The organism is Stappia sp. TSB10GB4 (assembly GCF_900185745.1).
Taxonomy (GTDB): Bacteria; Pseudomonadota; Alphaproteobacteria; order Rhizobiales; family Stappiaceae; genus Stappia.
The window spans coordinates 175,705-188,924 of the sequence record NZ_FYAV01000054.1 but is presented as its reverse complement, the minus strand read 5'-3'; the positions used below and the strand labels follow the sequence as shown (position 1 = coordinate 188,924).

Sequence of the window (13,220 nt, the reverse complement as noted above, 5' to 3'; positions counted from 1 at the left end):
CTTGCGCGCGATCAGTACTGATGATCCTCGTAGCGCTTGGCGAGCTCGTCGATGTTCTCCGGCGGCCAGTTGGCCACGTCCATGCCGAGATGGAGACCCATCTGGGCGAGAACTTCCTTGATCTCGTTGAGCGACTTGCGGCCGAAGTTCGGCGTGCGCAGCATCTCCGCCTCGGTCTTCTGAATGAGATCGCCAATATACACGATATTGTCGTTCTTCAGGCAGTTGGCCGAACGCACCGACAGCTCCAGTTCGTCCACCTTCTTCAGAAGCGCCGGGTTGAACGCGAGTTCGGGGACGATGTCCTCCTTCACCTCGCGACGCGGCTCCTCGAAATTGACGAAGATCGAGAGCTGGTCCTGCAGGATGCGCGCTGCGAATGCGACGGAATCCTCCGGAGACACCGAGCCGTCGGTCTCCACGGTCAAGGTCAGCTTGTCATAGTCGAGAACCTGGCCCTCGCGGGTGTTCTCGACCTTGTAGGAGACCTTCTTGACCGGGGAATAGAGGCTGTCGACCGGGATGAGCCCGATCGGCGCGTCTTCCGGACGGTTGCGCTCCGCCGGCACGTAGCCCTTGCCGGTGTTGACCGTGAACTCCATGCGGATCTCCGCGCCCTCGTCGAGGGTGCAAAGGACGAGATCGGGGTTGAGAACCTCGATGTCGCCGACCGTCTGGATGTCGCCAGCCGTCACCACGCCCGGACCCTGCTTGCGCACGACCATGCGCTTGGGGCCCTCGCCCTGCATGCGCAGCGCGATTTCCTTGATGTTGAGGACGATGTCGGTGACATCCTCCCGCACGCCCGGAATGGACGAGAACTCGTGCAGAACGCCGTCGATCTGCACCGCCGTCACCGCCGCGCCCTGGAGCGAGGACAGCAGCACGCGGCGCAGGGCATTGCCCAGCGTCAGACCGAAGCCACGCTCAAGCGGCTCGGCGACGACCGTGCCGACGACACGCGGGTCGTGGCCAGGCTTCACCTCGAGCTTGTTCGGCTTGATCAGTTCCTGCCAGTTTTTGTGAATGCTCAAGTCTTTTCCTCCGGCTGTCCCGCCGGCCTTGAGGGCCGGCCATGCTGTGCCATGGGAATGAACGATGTGCGGCTGAGCGTCAGACGCGGCGGCGCTTGCGCGGACGGCACCCGTTGTGCGGGATCGGCGTCACGTCGCGGATCGACGTCACCATGAAGCCGGCGGCCTGCAGGGCACGCAGCGCGGACTCGCGCCCCGAACCGGGACCGCGAACCTCGACCTCAAGGGTGCGCATGCCGTGTTCGGCCGCCTTGCGGGCAGCGTCCTCGGCCGCGACCTGGGCCGCGTACGGGGTCGACTTGCGCGAGCCCTTGAAGCCCATCGCACCGGCGGACGACCAGGAGATCGCATTGCCCTGTGCGTCGGTGATGGTGATCATCGTGTTGTTGAACGTGGAGTTCACATGCGCCACGCCGGAGGAAATGTTCTTTCGCTCGCGGCGGCGGACGCGCGTGGTGTCTTTAGCCATGTCTTTGTCCTTTGGTCGATCTCGTCACCGCCGTAGTTCGGCGGCTCCACCGGGCCTGATTGCCAGTGAGATTACTTCTTCTTGCCGGCAATCGGCTTCGCCGGACCCTTGCGGGTACGGGCGTTCGTATGGGTACGCTGGCCGCGCACCGGAAGACCGCGACGATGGCGCAGGCCGCGATAGCAGCCGAGGTCCATCAGACGCTTGATGTTCATGGCCGTCTCGCGGCGCAGGTCGCCCTCGACGATGTAGTCGCGGTCGATCGTCTCGCGGATCGCGAGCACGTCGGCGTCGGACAGCTCGTTGACGCGACGCTCGGGCGCGATGTTCACCTTCTCGATGATCTCCTGCGCGAACTTCGAGCCGATGCCGTGAATGTACTGAAGCGCGATGACGACGCGCTTGTTGGTCGGGATGTTTACACCTGCGATACGGGCCACTGCCGTCTCCATGTTAATGGCGCGTCCCATCCCTGGAACGGCGCCGGGTTGTCCCCGCGTCCGGTGGAGCCCGGCCCTTGCGGGGGAAATGCACAAACGCATCCGTGCCGCGTGGGTCACGCGGCGCGGATGCAAGCGTTTGGCTGGAGCCGCGAGCCTTAGCCCGCCGCCGCCACGGCGTCAAGCGCGGAATCGATCTGCGCCGAGACGTCGTCGATCGGCTTCATGCCGTCGATGGCCACAAGTTGCCCGCGGCCGCGATAGTAGGGAGCCACCACCGCGGTGTCGCGGTTGTAGGCCTCGAGCCGCTGCTTGAAGACGTCCGGGTCGTCGTCCTTGCGCACCGGCTGTCCGGCGGCTCTCGCATCGTCCGCGCGCTTCATGATGCGGTCGACGAGGATCGACTGGTCGACCTCGAGCTCCAGCACCATGTCTAGCTTCAGCCCCTTGCCGGCCAGCATCTGGTCCAGCGCCTCGGCCTGGGCGACCGTGCGCGGAAACCCGTCGAGGATGAACCCCTTCTGCGCGTCGGCTTCCTCGATCCGGTCGGCGACGATGCCGATGACGATCTCGTCGGAAACCAGACCGCCGGCATCCATCACCGCCTTGGCCTGCAGCCCGACCGGCGTGCCGGCGGCAACCGCCGCCCTCAGCATGTCGCCGGTGGAGAGCTGCGGGATTCCGTACTTCTCGACCAGCCGTGCGGCCTGCGTTCCCTTGCCGGCGCCCGGCGGCCCGAGAAAAATCAACCTCATCTGCGCTTCCCCCTGAGTTTCGCCTTCTTGACAAGGCCTTCGTACTGATGCGCGAGCAGATGGCCCTGGATCTGGGAAACCGTATCCATGGTCACGCTGACGATGATCAGCAGCGAGGTGCCTCCGAAGTAGAACGGAACGCCGGTCGCGGAAATGAGGAATTCGGGTAATAGACAGACCAGGACAATGTAGATGGCGCCGACCACGGTGATGCGGGTGAGCACATAGTCGATGTACTGGGCCGTCCGCTCGCCCGGACGGAAGCCCGGAATGAAGCCGCCATGCTTCTTCAGATTGTCGGCCGTGTCGGACGGGTTGAACACGATCGCGGTGTAGAAGAAGCAGAAGAACACGATCAGCGCCGCATAGAGCAGCATGTAGAGCGGCTGGCCATGGCCGAGCAGCGCGGTAATCCAGGTCAGCCAGCTCTCCGCGTCGCCAGTGGTGCCAAGGCCCGACAGGGTCGCGGGAACCAGCAGCAGCGACGAGGCGAAGATCGGCGGAATGACGCCGGCGGTGTTCAGCTTCAGCGGCAGGAACGAGGTGTTGCCCTCGAACATCCGGTTGCCGACATTGCGTTTCGGGTACTGGATCAAGAGCCGGCGCTGCGCCCGCTCCATGAACACGATCAGCGCGATCACGACGATCGACAGCAGGATGATGCCGATGATGATCGGGGTTGCAAGCGCGCCCTGGCGGCCGAGTTCGAGCGTCGAGGCGACCGCCGAGGGAAGACCCGCGACAATGCCCGCGAAGATGATCAGCGAAATGCCGTTGCCGATGCCGCGCGCAGTGATCTGCTCGCCGAGCCACATCAGGAACATGGTGCCGCCGACCAGGGTGATGACCGCCGAGGCACGGAAGAACCAGCCCGGATCCACCACCACATTGGTGGCGCTCTCAAGGCCGATGGCGATGCCATAGGCCTGGAACGTCGCCAGCAGCACCGTGCCGTAACGGGTGTACTGGTTGATGACCTTGCGTCCCTGCTCGCCTTCCTTCTTCAACTGCTCCAGCGTCGGCACGACGGAGGTCAGAAGCTGAATGATGATCGAGGCGGAAATGTAGGGCATGATGCCGAGCGCGAGGATCGCCATGCGCTCCACGGCACCACCGGAAAACATGTTGAACAGTCCGACGATGCCCTGCTGCGCCTGGCCGAAGGCCTGCGCGAACGCCTCCGGGTTGATTCCCGGAAGCGGCACGTAAGTGCCGAACCGATACACAAGAAGCGCACCCAGTGTGAACCAGATACGCTTCTTCAATTCCTCGGCTTTGGCGAAAGCTGAAAAATTCAGATTAGCCGCTAGCTGTTCGGCAGCAGATGCCATTCCGGGCTCCGGTCAATTCTCGAGCAATCTGACGTGGGAAAACCCAGGCTTATTCAGCCTGGGCTCCGATAATCGTGACCTTGCCGCCGGCCTTCTCGACCGCGGCAAGCGCGTTCTTGGAGGCACCGGCGACCTCGAAGGTCACTCCCGCCTTCAGCTCGCCATCGGCGAGCAGGCGGACGCCGTCCTTGACGCGGCGGATGACGCCGGCGGCCTTGAGGGCCTCGGCCGTCACGGTCTGGGAAGCATCGAGCTTGCCGGCATCGATCGCGGTCTGGACGCGGGCAAGCGAGACCGCGTTGAACGACTTGGCGAAGATGTTGGTGAAGCCGCGCTTCGGCAGGCGACGATGCAGCGGCATCTGGCCGCCCTCGAAGCCCTTGATGGCAACGCCCGAGCGAGACTTCTGACCCTTGACGCCACGGCCACCGGTCTTGCCCTTGCCCGAACCGATACCACGACCGACGCGCATGCGCTCCTTCGTGGCACCCGGATTGTCCCGGAGTTCATTCAGTTTCATCGTATGTCTCCCCGCATCCCTTACGCGTCTTCGACGACGCGCACGAGGTGCTGAACCTTCCGGATCATGCCGCGCACTTCCGGGGTATCCTTCAGCGTCGAGCGGCGGTGCATCTTGTTCAGACCAAGACCGACGAGCGTCGCCCGCTGGTCCTTCGGGCGCCGGATCGGGCTACCCACCTGCTCGACCGTGACGGTCTTTTCGTTCGCCATGGAACCAAGCCTTTCTCAAGCTGGGGTCGGCAATCGCCGGGTTCAAGCCTCGGCGGCCGGAACGCTGTCGTCGATGTCGCGGCGACGCGACTGGATCTGCGAAACCTTGAGGCCGCGGCGGGCAGCGACCGAGCGCGGGCTGTCCTCCTGCTTCAGGGCCTCGAAGGTGGCGCGCACCATGTTGTAGGGGTTTGCCGAGCCGAGCGACTTCGCCACCACGTCCTGGACGCCGAGCGTCTCGAACACGGCGCGCATCGGACCGCCGGCGATGATGCCGGTACCGGCCGGAGCCGCGCGCAGCACGACCTTGCCGGCACCATGACGGCCATTGACGTCATGATGCAGGGTCCGGCCCTCGCGCAGAGCCACGCGGATCATCGAGCGCTTGGCGGCCTCGGTCGCCTTGCGGATCGCCTCCGGCACCTCACGCGCCTTGCCGTGACCGAAGCCGACGCGGCCCTTCTGGTCGCCGACCACGACGAGTGCGGCAAATCCGAAGCGGCGTCCGCCCTTCACGACCTTGGCGACGCGGTTGATGTGCACGAGCTTGTCGACAAACTCGCTGTCGCGCTCGGCGCGATCGCCACCGCGCTCCCGTGTATCCTGTCTCGCCATAATATTCGCTTCCGTTTGTCTGTGAGCGTCTTGACGACGATCAGAATTCCAGTCCGCCCTCGCGCGCGGCCTCGGCCAGAGCCTTGACCCGCCCGTGGTACATGTAGCCGCCACGGTCGAACACGACCTGGGTGACGCCAGCAGCCTTGGCCCGCTCCGCGATGAGCTTGCCAACCTCGGCCGCAGCCGAGATGTTGCCGCCGGTCTTCAGCGTGCCACGAAGATCCTTCTCGACCGTCGAGGCGGACGCCAGGGTGTGCCCCTGCACGTCGTCGATGATCTGAGCATAGATCTGCTTGGACGAACGGTGCACCGACAGACGCGGACGGCCGTTCATAACCTTCTTGATCGAACGACGGACGCGGTCGCGGCGACGTTCGAAGCCATTGTTTGTCTTCGCCATGATCCGGTCCGTTACTTCTTCTTGCCTTCCTTACGGACGATATACTCGCCCGCAAAGCGAATGCCCTTGCCCTTGTAGGGCTCCGGCGGCCTGTACTTGCGGATTTCCGCCGCAACCTGACCAACGCGCTGCTTGTCGATGCCGGTGATGACGATCTCCGTCGGCTTCGGGCAAACGGCCTCGATGCCCTCGGGCATCGCGTAGACCACGTCATGGGAGAACCCGAGCGCGAGCTGCAGGTTCTTGCCCTGCACCTGGGCACGGTAACCGACGCCGGTGATCTCGAGCTTCCGCTCGAACCCCTTGCTGACGCCCGTCACCAGGTTCTCGATCATCGTGCGGGACATGCCCCACATGGCGCGCGCGGGCTTGCTGTCCTCGCGCATCTTCACCGAGATGCCGTCGTCACTCATTTCGGCCAGAACGAGGCTGTTGAGCACGAAGGAAAGCTCTCCCTTCGGGCCCTTGACCTCAACCGTCTGACCGTTGATCGTTGCCGTTACCCCGCTAGGCACGGGGACTGGCTTCTTGCCAATTCGAGACATATGACCAACCTGTCCAGTTCACTTGCCGGGCAGAGACTGCCGCATCAGAAGATGCGGCAGAGAACCTCGCCACCCACATTCTGTTCACGGGCATCGTGATCCGCCATCACGCCACGCGGCGTGGAGAGGATCGAGACACCCAGACCGTTCGCGACGCGCGGGATATTCTTCACCGAGGAATACACCCGCCGGCCCGGCTTGGAGACACGCTCGATGGAGCGGATCACGGGCTCGCCGTCGAAATACTTCAGCTCGATCTCGAGCTCGGACTTGCCGCCCTCGAACTCGACCGTCGAATAGCCGCGGATATACCCTTCCGCGACCAAAACGTCGAGCACATGTTCGCGCAGCTTCGAAGCGGGCGTCGAGACCTTGCTCTTGCGCCGCATCTGAGCGTTGCGGATCCGGGTGAGCATATCGCCCAAGGGATCGGAAATCGCCATCGGACCGTCTCCTTACCAGCTCGACTTCACGAGGCCCGGGACCAAACCCTTGGAGCCCAGCTCGCGAAGCGCAACGCGCGACATCTTCAGCTTGCGGTAATAGCCGCGCGGGCGGCCGGTGACTTCACACCGGTTGCGCAGGCGGATTTCCGCGGAGTTGCGCGGGAGCTTCGACAGCTTGAGGCGCGCCGTATAACGCTCCTCAAGCGACAGGCTCTCGTCCTTCGCCACGGCCTTCAGGGCCGCGCGCTTCTCGGCATACTTTTTAACGAGCCGCTCGCGCCGCTTGTTCTTCTCGATCGCGCTCTTCTTCGCCATCGTCTGTCCTCGTTCTTTCCCGTTTACTTACGGAACGGGAAGTTGAACGCGCGCAGAAGCTCGCGCGCCTCGTCATCATTATCCGCGGACGTGCACACGATCACGTCAAGGCCCCAGATCTGGTCGACCTTGTCGTAATTGATCTCCGGGAACACGATGTGCTCCTTGATGCCCATGGCATAGTTGCCACGCCCGTCGAAGCTCTTCGCGTTCAGGCCGCGGAAGTCACGAACGCGCGGCAGCGCGATGGTGATCAGGCGGTCCAGGAACTCGTACATGCGCTCGCCGCGCAGCGTGACCTTGGCGCCGAGCGGCATGCCCTCGCGCACCTTGAAGGTGGCGATGGACTTGCGAGCGCGGGTGATCACCGGCTTCTGACCGGCAATCATCGCCAGGTCCTCGGCGGCGATCTTCGCCTTCTTGCTGTCCGCGACGGCTTCGCCCACGCCCATATTGAGAACGATCTTCTCAAGCGTCGGGATCTGCATCGGGTTCTTGTAGTTGAACTTCTCCTGCAGGGCCGGGCGGATCTTTTCCAGATATTCCGTCTTCAGCCGCGGAGCGGTCTTGGTCTCAGCCATCGATCAGATCCCCCGAACGCTTGGCCACGCGCACCTTGGTGCCGTCTTCCTTGATCTGGAACCCGACGCGCGTCGGCTTGCCATCCTTGGGGTCGGCAAGCGCCAGGTTCGACACGTGAACCGGCAGCTCCTTCGAAACGATGCCACCTTCCGACTGGGCGGTCTGGCGCTGGTGGCGACGAACCACATTCACGCCACGCACCACAGCCTTGTTCTCATCCGGCAGCATGCGGACAATTTCACCGGTCTTGCCCTTGTCACGGCCGGTGAGCACGACGACAGTGTCGCCCTTCTTGATCTTGGCGGCCATTACAAAACCTCCGGCGCGAGCGAGATCACCTTCATGTGGTTCTTCGCACGCAGTTCACGCGGAACCGGGCCAAAGATACGGGTCCCGATCGGTTCCTTGTTGTTGTTGACCAGCACGGCCGCATTGCGGTCGAACCGGATCACGGAGCCGTCGGGCCGGCGGATATCCTTCGCCGTGCGCACAACGACCGCTTTCATCACGTCGCCCTTCTTGACGCGGCCGCGCGGATTGGCCTCCTTGACGCTGACGACGATGATGTCGCCGACGCTGGCATATTTCCGCTTCGAGCCGCCGAGCACCTTGATGCACATGACACGACGGGCGCCGGAATTGTCCGCCACGTCGAGGTTTGTTTGCATCTGAATCATGACTGGCCGCCTTATTCTTCTTTCACCGCGCCCGACACCGGACGCCGGAAGTCACGTCAGTCCGCGGTCGACCCTTCGACAACGGTCCAGGTTTTGGTCTTCGAGATCGGCGCGCATTCCTGGATGAGGACGGTGTCCCCGACCTTGTGCGCGTTGGTCTCGTCATGCGCCCGATACTTCTTCGAGCGACGAACGGTCTTCTTGTAGAGCGGATGCGTGAAGCGGCGCTCCACACGAACCGTCACCGTCTTTTCGTTGGCGTCGCTGACCACGACGCCCTGCAGAACGCGTTTCGGCATTTCGATCTCCTTACGCGCTTGTCGCCACGCGCTTCTCGCGCATGATAGTCTGGATGCGGGCGATGTCGCGGCGCACCTGGCGAACCCGCGCCGTGTTCTCAAGCTGGCCGGTGGCCCGCTGAAAGCGCAGGTTGAACTGCTCCTTCTTCAGGCTCTCGAGCTCCGTTCCCAGCTCGTCCATGGTCTTTGCCCGAACGTCTGTCGCCTTCATGGCACTAGTCTCCTGGTCGCGCCTCAGTCGGCGATACGCTGGACGAAGCGGCACTTGATCGGCAGCTTCGCTGCCGCAAGGCGCATCGCCTCGCGCGCCGTATCTTCCGGCACGCCGTCGATTTCGAACATGATCCGACCGGGCTTGACCTTGCAGGCCCAATAGTCCGGCGAACCCTTACCCTTACCCATGCGGACTTCGGTCGGCTTCGACGAAACCGGCACGTCCGGGAAGATCCTGATCCAAACACGGCCCGCACGCTTCATGTGACGGGTCATGGCACGACGGGCCGCCTCGATCTGGCGCGCGGTCACCCGCTCCGGCTCGACGGCCTTGAGGCCGAAGGCGCCGAAGTTGAGATCCGTACCGCCCTTGGCGGTGCCGTGGATCCGGCCCTTGTGCTGCTTGCGGAACTTCGTTCGCTTCGGTTGCAGCATCTCTTCTCTCGCTCTTTGCTTCTGTCCAAGACCCGACCGGCGCCGTTAGGCGGCGCGGCCGCGCTCGCGCTCGCGGCGTCCGCCGCCCTGATTGGTCCCGTCGCCCTCGACCGCGCGGCGCTCGGAGGCCATCGGATCGTGCTCAAGGATCTCGCCCTTGAAGATCCAGACCTTGACGCCGCAGGTGCCGTAGGCGGTATGCGCCGTCGAAACACCATAGTCGATGTCGGCGCGCAGCGTGTGCAGCGGCACCCGGCCCTCGCGATACCACTCGGTCCGCGCGATCTCCGCGCCACCCAGACGGCCGCCGCAGTTGATGCGGATGCCCTGGGCGCCCATGCGCATCGCCGACTGAACGGCGCGCTTCATGGCGCGGCGGAACGCGACGCGGCGCTCGAGCTGCTGCGAGATCGAGTCGGCGACCAACTGGGCGTCGATCTCGGGCTTGCGCACCTCAACGATGTTGATGTGCACGTCCGACGAGGTCATCTCGGACAGCGCCTTGCGCAGCTTCTCGATGTCGGCGCCCTTCTTGCCGATGATCACGCCAGGGCGGCCCGAATGGACCGTGACGCGGCACTTGCGGTGCGGGCGCTCGACGACGACCTTGGAGACCGCCGCCTGCTTCAGGGCCTTGAGGATATACTCGCGAATGCGGAAATCCTCGTGCAGCAGCTTGCCGTACTCGCCCTTGTCCGCGTACCAGCGCGAATCCCAGGTGCGGTTGATGCCGAGCCGCAGGCCGATCGGATTAACTTTCTGTCCCATCAGACAGTCTCCTCGATTTCGCGGACGACGATGGTCAGGTTCGAAAACGGCTTCTCGATCCGACCGACGCGGCCGCGAGCACGCGCCTGGAACCGCTTGATCACGAAAGCCTTGCCCACATGGGCCTCGGCGACGACAAGGCTGTCGACGTCGAGATCGTGATTGTTCTCGGCATTGGCGATCGCCGACATCAGCGTCTTCTTGACGTCGTCGGAGATCCGCTTGCGGGAGAAGGTGAGGTCGGCGAGCGCCTTCTCAACCTTCTTGCCGCGGATCGAGGCCGCGACGAGGTTGAGCTTGCGCGGCGAGACCCGCAGCATCCGGGCGACCGCCTTCGCCTCGTTATCGGCGAGCGCGCGCCCGCCCTTCGGCTTGCCCATCGTTACTTCCTCTTCGCCTTCTTGTCAGCGCCGTGGCCGTAATAGGTCCGGGTCGGCGAGAACTCGCCGAACTTGTGACCGATCATGTCCTCGGACACCAGAACCGGAACGTGCTTCTGACCATTGTAGACGCCGAAGGTCAGACCGACGAACTGCGGCAGGATGGTCGAGCGCCGGCTCCACATCTTGATGACTTCGTTGCGACCCGAGGCGCGGACCTTCTCTGCCTTCTTCAGCAGAAAGCCGTCGACGAACGGGCCTTTCCAAACAGAACGTGCCATTCCAGGCCCCTCTTACTTCTTGCGCGCGTGGCGGCTGCGGACGATGAACTTGTCCGTGGCCTTGTTGCGACGCGTGCGCTTGCCCTTGGTCGGCTTGCCCCACGGGGTGACCGGATGACGGCCACCCGAGGTGCGGCCCTCGCCACCACCATGCGGGTGATCGACCGGGTTCATGGCGACACCGCGCACATGCGGACGACGACCCATCCAGCGCGACCGACCGGCCTTGCCGAGGTTGATGTTGCCGTGATCCGGGTTGGACACGGCACCGATCGAGGCCATGCAGGTGCCGAGGATGCGGCGCTGCTCGCCCGACTGCAGGCGGACCGTGGTGTACCCCTGGTCGCGGCCGACGATCTGAGCGTAGGCGCCGGCGGAGCGGGCGATCTGACCGCCCTTGCCCGGCTTCATCTCGACATTGTGCACGATCGTGCCGACCGGGATCGACGCCAGCGGCATCGCGTTGCCCGGCTTCACGTCGACCAGCTTGCCCGAGACGACCTTGTCGCCAACGGCCAGGCGCTGCGGCGCCAGGATGTAGGCCAGCTCGCCGTCCTCATACTTGATGAGGGCGATGAACGCGGTCCGGTTCGGATCGTACTCGATGCGCTCGACGGTCGCGAACATGTCCGCCTTCGTGCGCTTGAAGTCGATCAGACGGTAGCGGCGCTTGTGTCCACCACCCCGGTTCGGAGAGGTCGTGCGGCCCATGTTGTTGCGGCCGCCCGTCTTCGACAGGCCTTCCGTGAGCGTCTTGACCGGCTTGCCCTTGTAGAGGGTCGAGCGGTCGACCATCACCAACTGGCGGCGGCCGGGCGACGTCGGATTAAAGGTCTTGAGTGCCATCTTTCCTTCTCCGCCCTCAGAGTCCGGTGGTGACGTCGATGGACTGGCCATCGGCAAGCGTCACGACCGCCTTCTTGACGTCGGACTGCTGGCCGATACGACCGCGGAAGCGCTTCACCTTGCCCTTGCGGACGAGGGTGTTCACTGCCGTGACCTTGACGCCGAACAGCGCCTCGACGGCTGCCTTGATCTCGGGCTTGGTCGCCGTCGAAGAGACGTTGAACACGACCTTGTTCTGCTCCGAAGCGAAGGTCGCCTTCTCGGTGATCACCGGGGAAACGACCGTGTCATAGTGCTTCAGGTTGGTCATTTGAACCGCTCCTCGAGAGCCGTCACCGCCGACTTGGTCAGCACCAGCGTCTCACGACGCAGGATGTCGTAGACATTGATGCCCTCGACCGGCAGCACGTCGATCGCGGGAATGTTGCGCGACGCCAGGCCGAAATTCCGATCCAGCTCGCTGCCGTCGATGAACAGCGCGTTGGTCAGGCCCAGCTTGGCGAAGCGAGCGACAAGCGCCTTCGTCTTCGCCTCGTCGATCGCCGCCGCCTCCACGATGATCAGGCCTTCGGCCTTCACCTTTGCGGACAGGGCATGGCGCAGGCCGAGCGCGCGGATCTTCTTCGGCAGGTCGTGGGCGTGGCTGCGCACGACCGGGCCGTGCGCCTTGCCGCCACCGCGGAACTGCGGAGCCTTCTTGTTGCCGTGGCGGGCGCCGCCGGAGCCCTTCTGGCGGACGAACTTCTTCGTCGAGCCAGTGACTTCCGAGCGCTGCTTCGCCTTGTGGGTACCGGCCTGGCGCTTGGCAAGCTGCCAGCGCACGACGCGGTGGATCAGGTCGGTGCGCGGGTCGAGACCGAAGATCTCGTCCGACACCGTGATCGAACCGGCGGCGGCCCCGTCGAGGGTCTTCACCTCAAGTTCCATCACTCGCTCTCCTTCTCGACCGCAGCAGCGGCAGCGGCGGACGCACGGAACGCACCCGGCGTCGGCACGCCATCCGGCAGGGCCTTCTTGACGGCGTCGCGAACGACGATCCAGCCGCCCTTCGAACCCGGGACAGCGCCCTGGATCATGATCAGGCCACGCTCCGGATCGGTGCGGACGATCTTCAGGTTCTGCGTCGTCACCTGCTCGGCGCCCATGTGACCGGCCATCTTCTTACCCTTGAAGACTTTGCCCGGATCCTGGCACTGACCAATCGAACCATGCGAACGGTGCGAGATCGAAACGCCGTGCGAGGCGCGCAGACCACCGAAGTTGTGACGCTTCATGGCACCGGCGAAGCCCTTGCCGATCGAGGTGCCCGTGACGTCCACGAACTGGCCCTCGACGAAATGGTCGGCCGTGATCTCCGCACCCACCTCGATCACGTTCTCCTGGGAGACGCGGAACTCGGCGAGCTTGCGCTTCGGCTCGACGCTGGCAACGGCGAAATGACCGCGCATGGCCTTCGACGTATTCTTCACCTTGGCCAGACCGGCGCCGACCTGCAGCGCGACATAGCCATTCTTCTCTTCCGTCCGGTGGGCAACGACCTGACAGTTTTCGAGCTTCAGCACCGTCACCGGCACATGCTCACCCGCATCGTTATAGATGCGCGTCATACCCACCTTCTGTGCGATCACTCCAGAACGCATCGGCGTGTCCCCTT

25 protein-coding genes are annotated in these 13,220 nt (G+C 64.1%); all 25 read right to left on the bottom strand.

Annotated elements, in window-relative coordinates; genetic code table 11:
- Window positions 1-11: 11 nt before the first annotated feature.
- Window positions 12-1,034: a DNA-directed RNA polymerase subunit alpha gene (locus tag TSB10GB4_RS14605; protein WP_186386464.1), complete on the bottom strand. Its 1,023-nt coding sequence runs from the start codon at window positions 1,032-1,034 to the stop codon at window positions 12-14.
- Window positions 1,035-1,113: 79 nt separating this feature from the next.
- A complete protein-coding gene (gene rpsK, locus TSB10GB4_RS14600) occupies window positions 1,114-1,503 on the bottom strand; it encodes a 30S ribosomal protein S11 (RefSeq protein WP_067216467.1) in 390 nt (129 codons plus the stop codon).
- 71 nt (window positions 1,504-1,574) lie between these two features.
- Window positions 1,575-1,943: a 30S ribosomal protein S13 gene (gene rpsM, locus TSB10GB4_RS14595; protein WP_186386463.1), complete on the bottom strand. Its 369-nt coding sequence runs from the start codon at window positions 1,941-1,943 to the stop codon at window positions 1,575-1,577.
- 158 nt (window positions 1,944-2,101) lie between these two features.
- Complete coding sequence (locus TSB10GB4_RS14590; protein WP_186396294.1) at window positions 2,102-2,698, bottom strand: adenylate kinase; 597 nt, start codon at window positions 2,696-2,698, stop codon at window positions 2,102-2,104.
- Window positions 2,695-4,029: a preprotein translocase subunit SecY gene (gene secY / locus TSB10GB4_RS14585; protein WP_186386461.1), complete on the bottom strand. Its 1,335-nt coding sequence runs from the start codon at window positions 4,027-4,029 to the stop codon at window positions 2,695-2,697. Before secY ends, TSB10GB4_RS14590 begins: the two co-directional genes overlap by 4 nt.
- 49 nt (window positions 4,030-4,078) lie before the next feature.
- Window positions 4,079-4,549: a 50S ribosomal protein L15 gene (gene rplO / locus TSB10GB4_RS14580; RefSeq protein ID WP_186396293.1), complete on the bottom strand. Its 471-nt coding sequence runs from the start codon at window positions 4,547-4,549 to the stop codon at window positions 4,079-4,081.
- A 20-nt stretch (window positions 4,550-4,569) separates the two neighbouring features.
- On the bottom strand, window positions 4,570-4,761 hold the full coding sequence (gene rpmD / locus TSB10GB4_RS14575; protein WP_067216479.1) for a 50S ribosomal protein L30: 192 nt from the start codon (window positions 4,759-4,761) through the stop codon (window positions 4,570-4,572).
- A gap of 42 nt (window positions 4,762-4,803) precedes the next feature.
- The gene (gene rpsE / locus TSB10GB4_RS14570; RefSeq protein ID WP_067216481.1) at window positions 4,804-5,376 is read right to left on the bottom strand and encodes a 30S ribosomal protein S5; all 573 of its coding nucleotides are present in this window, start codon (window positions 5,374-5,376) and stop codon (window positions 4,804-4,806) included.
- 40 nt (window positions 5,377-5,416) lie between these two features.
- A complete protein-coding gene (gene rplR / locus TSB10GB4_RS14565) occupies window positions 5,417-5,779 on the bottom strand; it encodes a 50S ribosomal protein L18 (protein ID WP_186386459.1) in 363 nt (120 codons plus the stop codon).
- A gap of 11 nt (window positions 5,780-5,790) precedes the next feature.
- Window positions 5,791-6,324 carry a 50S ribosomal protein L6 gene (gene rplF / locus TSB10GB4_RS14560; RefSeq protein WP_186386458.1) on the bottom strand — a complete coding sequence of 178 codons (534 nt, stop codon included), beginning with the start codon at window positions 6,322-6,324 and terminating at the stop codon, window positions 5,791-5,793.
- Between the two features lie 44 nt (window positions 6,325-6,368).
- Window positions 6,369-6,767, bottom strand: coding sequence for a 30S ribosomal protein S8 (rpsH, locus tag TSB10GB4_RS14555; protein WP_186386457.1), 399 nt, complete (start codon window positions 6,765-6,767; stop codon window positions 6,369-6,371).
- A gap of 12 nt (window positions 6,768-6,779) precedes the next feature.
- Window positions 6,780-7,085: a 30S ribosomal protein S14 gene (rpsN, locus tag TSB10GB4_RS14550; protein WP_186386456.1), complete on the bottom strand. Its 306-nt coding sequence runs from the start codon at window positions 7,083-7,085 to the stop codon at window positions 6,780-6,782.
- A 23-nt stretch (window positions 7,086-7,108) separates the two neighbouring features.
- Window positions 7,109-7,666 (bottom strand): 50S ribosomal protein L5, encoded by a 558-nt coding sequence (gene rplE / locus TSB10GB4_RS14545; protein WP_186386455.1) that lies wholly within the window; start codon window positions 7,664-7,666, stop codon window positions 7,109-7,111.
- Window positions 7,659-7,976 carry a 50S ribosomal protein L24 gene (gene rplX / locus TSB10GB4_RS14540; protein WP_067216494.1) on the bottom strand — a complete coding sequence of 106 codons (318 nt, stop codon included), beginning with the start codon at window positions 7,974-7,976 and terminating at the stop codon, window positions 7,659-7,661. Before rplX ends, rplE begins: the two co-directional genes overlap by 8 nt.
- Window positions 7,976-8,344, bottom strand: coding sequence for a 50S ribosomal protein L14 (rplN, locus tag TSB10GB4_RS14535; protein WP_067216497.1), 369 nt, complete (start codon window positions 8,342-8,344; stop codon window positions 7,976-7,978). The genes rplX and rplN overlap by 1 nt, the downstream gene beginning before the upstream one ends.
- A 56-nt stretch (window positions 8,345-8,400) precedes the next feature.
- The gene (gene rpsQ, locus TSB10GB4_RS14530; RefSeq protein WP_067216498.1) at window positions 8,401-8,643 is read right to left on the bottom strand and encodes a 30S ribosomal protein S17; all 243 of its coding nucleotides are present in this window, start codon (window positions 8,641-8,643) and stop codon (window positions 8,401-8,403) included.
- Window positions 8,644-8,653: 10 nt separating this feature from the next.
- Window positions 8,654-8,854 carry a 50S ribosomal protein L29 gene (rpmC, locus tag TSB10GB4_RS14525; RefSeq protein WP_067216501.1) on the bottom strand — a complete coding sequence of 67 codons (201 nt, stop codon included), beginning with the start codon at window positions 8,852-8,854 and terminating at the stop codon, window positions 8,654-8,656.
- A 23-nt stretch (window positions 8,855-8,877) separates the two neighbouring features.
- Window positions 8,878-9,291, bottom strand: coding sequence for a 50S ribosomal protein L16 (gene rplP / locus TSB10GB4_RS14520; protein ID WP_067216503.1), 414 nt, complete (start codon window positions 9,289-9,291; stop codon window positions 8,878-8,880).
- A gap of 45 nt (window positions 9,292-9,336) precedes the next feature.
- Window positions 9,337-10,059 (bottom strand): 30S ribosomal protein S3, encoded by a 723-nt coding sequence (rpsC, locus tag TSB10GB4_RS14515; RefSeq protein ID WP_186386454.1) that lies wholly within the window; start codon window positions 10,057-10,059, stop codon window positions 9,337-9,339.
- Entirely contained in the window at window positions 10,059-10,439 is a 381-nt protein-coding gene (gene rplV / locus TSB10GB4_RS14510; RefSeq protein WP_186386453.1) for a 50S ribosomal protein L22, read from the bottom strand. The genes rpsC and rplV overlap by 1 nt, the downstream gene beginning before the upstream one ends.
- A gap of 2 nt (window positions 10,440-10,441) precedes the next feature.
- Window positions 10,442-10,720: a 30S ribosomal protein S19 gene (gene rpsS, locus TSB10GB4_RS14505; RefSeq protein ID WP_067216510.1), complete on the bottom strand. Its 279-nt coding sequence runs from the start codon at window positions 10,718-10,720 to the stop codon at window positions 10,442-10,444.
- Between the two features lie 12 nt (window positions 10,721-10,732).
- The gene (gene rplB / locus TSB10GB4_RS14500) at window positions 10,733-11,566 is read right to left on the bottom strand and encodes a 50S ribosomal protein L2 (protein WP_186386452.1); all 834 of its coding nucleotides are present in this window, start codon (window positions 11,564-11,566) and stop codon (window positions 10,733-10,735) included.
- A gap of 16 nt (window positions 11,567-11,582) precedes the next feature.
- Complete coding sequence (locus TSB10GB4_RS14495; RefSeq protein WP_186386451.1) at window positions 11,583-11,876, bottom strand: 50S ribosomal protein L23; 294 nt, start codon at window positions 11,874-11,876, stop codon at window positions 11,583-11,585.
- A complete protein-coding gene (gene rplD / locus TSB10GB4_RS14490) occupies window positions 11,873-12,493 on the bottom strand; it encodes a 50S ribosomal protein L4 (RefSeq protein ID WP_186386450.1) in 621 nt (206 codons plus the stop codon). Before rplD ends, TSB10GB4_RS14495 begins: the two co-directional genes overlap by 4 nt.
- Complete coding sequence (gene rplC, locus TSB10GB4_RS14485; protein WP_186396292.1) at window positions 12,493-13,206, bottom strand: 50S ribosomal protein L3; 714 nt, start codon at window positions 13,204-13,206, stop codon at window positions 12,493-12,495. Before rplC ends, rplD begins: the two co-directional genes overlap by 1 nt.
- Window positions 13,207-13,220: the final 14 nt, after the last annotated feature.

Bases quoted from the DNA above. Each gene is read 5' to 3' on its own strand.
- rplP (WP_067216503.1), bottom strand. From the start codon at position 9,291: ATGCTGCAACCGAAGCGAACGAAGTTCCGCAAGCAGCACAAGGGCCGG.
- secY (WP_186386461.1), bottom strand. From the start codon at position 4,029: ATGGCATCTGCTGCCGAACAGCTAGCGGCTAATCTGAATTTTTCAGCT.
- rplE (WP_186386455.1), bottom strand. From the start codon at position 7,666: ATGGCTGAGACCAAGACCGCTCCGCGGCTGAAGACGGAATATCTGGAA.
- TSB10GB4_RS14495 (WP_186386451.1), bottom strand. From the start codon at position 11,876: ATGACCAACCTGAAGCACTATGACACGGTCGTTTCCCCGGTGATCACC.
- rplC (WP_186396292.1), bottom strand. From the start codon at position 13,206: ATGCGTTCTGGAGTGATCGCACAGAAGGTGGGTATGACGCGCATCTAT.
- rplV (WP_186386453.1), bottom strand. From the start codon at position 10,439: ATGGGCAAGCCGAAGGGCGGGCGCGCGCTCGCCGATAACGAGGCGAAG.
- rpsS (WP_067216510.1), bottom strand. From the start codon at position 10,720: ATGGCACGTTCTGTTTGGAAAGGCCCGTTCGTCGACGGCTTTCTGCTG.
- rplO (WP_186396293.1), bottom strand. From the start codon at position 4,549: ATGAAACTGAATGAACTCCGGGACAATCCGGGTGCCACGAAGGAGCGC.
- rpmC (WP_067216501.1), bottom strand. From the start codon at position 8,854: ATGAAGGCGACAGACGTTCGGGCAAAGACCATGGACGAGCTGGGAACG.
- rplB (WP_186386452.1), bottom strand. From the start codon at position 11,566: ATGGCACTCAAGACCTTTAATCCGACGTCGCCCGGCCGCCGCCAGTTG.
- rpsN (WP_186386456.1), bottom strand. From the start codon at position 7,085: ATGGCGAAGAAGAGCGCGATCGAGAAGAACAAGCGGCGCGAGCGGCTC.
- rplR (WP_186386459.1), bottom strand. From the start codon at position 5,779: ATGGCGAAGACAAACAATGGCTTCGAACGTCGCCGCGACCGCGTCCGT.
- rpsK (WP_067216467.1), bottom strand. From the start codon at position 1,503: ATGGCTAAAGACACCACGCGCGTCCGCCGCCGCGAGCGAAAGAACATT.
- rplF (WP_186386458.1), bottom strand. From the start codon at position 6,324: ATGTCTCGAATTGGCAAGAAGCCAGTCCCCGTGCCTAGCGGGGTAACG.
- rpsH (WP_186386457.1), bottom strand. From the start codon at position 6,767: ATGGCGATTTCCGATCCCTTGGGCGATATGCTCACCCGGATCCGCAAC.
- rpsE (WP_067216481.1), bottom strand. From the start codon at position 5,376: ATGGCGAGACAGGATACACGGGAGCGCGGTGGCGATCGCGCCGAGCGC.
- rpsC (WP_186386454.1), bottom strand. From the start codon at position 10,059: ATGGGACAGAAAGTTAATCCGATCGGCCTGCGGCTCGGCATCAACCGC.
- rpsQ (WP_067216498.1), bottom strand. From the start codon at position 8,643: ATGCCGAAACGCGTTCTGCAGGGCGTCGTGGTCAGCGACGCCAACGAA.
- TSB10GB4_RS14590 (WP_186396294.1), bottom strand. From the start codon at position 2,698: ATGAGGTTGATTTTTCTCGGGCCGCCGGGCGCCGGCAAGGGAACGCAG.
- rplD (WP_186386450.1), bottom strand. From the start codon at position 12,493: ATGGAACTTGAGGTGAAGACCCTCGACGGGGCCGCCGCCGGTTCGATC.
- rplN (WP_067216497.1), bottom strand. From the start codon at position 8,344: ATGATTCAGATGCAAACAAACCTCGACGTGGCGGACAATTCCGGCGCC.
- rpmD (WP_067216479.1), bottom strand. From the start codon at position 4,761: ATGGCGAACGAAAAGACCGTCACGGTCGAGCAGGTGGGTAGCCCGATC.
- rplX (WP_067216494.1), bottom strand. From the start codon at position 7,976: ATGGCCGCCAAGATCAAGAAGGGCGACACTGTCGTCGTGCTCACCGGC.